The sequence below is a fragment of the Vibrio sp. 378 genome (assembly GCF_033339435.1).
In genome coordinates this window covers 1-1,235 of sequence record NZ_JAWOUO010000101.1, presented here as the reverse complement: position 1 = coordinate 1,235, position 1,235 = coordinate 1, and the positions used below count along the sequence as shown (strand labels likewise).

The window sequence follows — 1,235 nt, the reverse complement described above, 5'->3', positions numbered from 1 at the left end:
CCTTTTTGTACTTGTAATAATAGTGTTTAAAAGTGACTTGCTTGACTACGGCAGCGCCTAACTGACGCCACCATAAATATTATTTTTCTGCTTGCTCATTAAGAAGGCGAGCAAGAGTGCGGACACCCATACCAGTAGCGCCAGCCGCCCACTTGTCTGATGCAGACTTACGGTAAGTACCAGCACAATCGAAGTGCAACCAGCCTTTCTTGTAGTCTTCAACAAAGTAAGACAAAAATGCAGCAGCGGTACTTGCGCCTGGACTGTAGTCTCCAGAGCTGATGTTCGATAAATCAGCGAAGTTTGACGGCAACATACCACGGTGGAAATCAGCCAGAGGCAGTGGCCACAGGCCTTCTTTCTCGTTGTTTGCTGCTGTTAGCGCTTGATGAGACACTACAACATCCAAGCTCATTAACGCGTGGTAGTCGTTACCCAATGCGTTTTTCGCCGCGCCGGTTAACGTTGCGCAGTCGATGATCAACTCAGGGTTATGCTCGCTTGCATAGATAAGACCATCGGCAAGTACCAAACGACCTTCTGCGTCGGTGTTCATGATCTCAACAGTCTTACCATTTTTGTAGGTGATGATGTCGCCAAGCTTGAGCGCACGACCAGAAACCATATTCTCAGCACAACATAAGATCAGTTTTACGCGCTTGTTCAAACCACGCAAAATAGCTAACCCCAAACCGCCAGTAATCGTACCTGAACCGCCCATATCGGCTTTCATTGCACTCATAAAGTTTGAAGGCTTAAGGCTGTAACCGCCTGAATCAAACGTAATGCCTTTACCTACTAGACACGCGAATACTGGTGCGTTTTCATCGCCAGTCGGGTTGTAATCCAATTGCAGCATTGCTGATGTGCGATCCGAACCGCGACCAACCGCATAGATACCTTCCCAACCTTCCGCTAGTAGATCTTTATCTTTAACAATACGAGCCGTTACTGTGCCTTCTGGTGCGACAGATTTGATGAACTCAGCCGCCATCGTAGCAAGTTGACGAGGTGCAACTTCTTCCGCCGTTTTGTTGATGATATCGCGCGTAAAATCGGTCGCTTTAATGCGAGCTTGAAGTTCAGTTTGGTCTTCTTCAGAAAGCGCAATCCATTCTAGTAAACCGTGTTTTTTCGGATTGCGGTAACCTTGATGGAAAGCCCAGATGCTTTCCAAATCCCAATGTTCACCAGAAAGTAGAACTGAATGAATTCCTTGGCCATCTAGCTGACGA

General features: G+C 47.1%; 1 protein-coding gene. It reads right to left on the bottom strand.

Features of this window, described 5'->3' with window-relative positions:
- Positions 1–79 precede the first annotated feature (79 nt).
- Positions 80–1,235, bottom strand: a 1,156-nt coding sequence (pepB, locus tag R7Q48_RS24365) for an aminopeptidase PepB (protein ID WP_318132671.1), incomplete at its 5' end; no start/stop codon positions are given.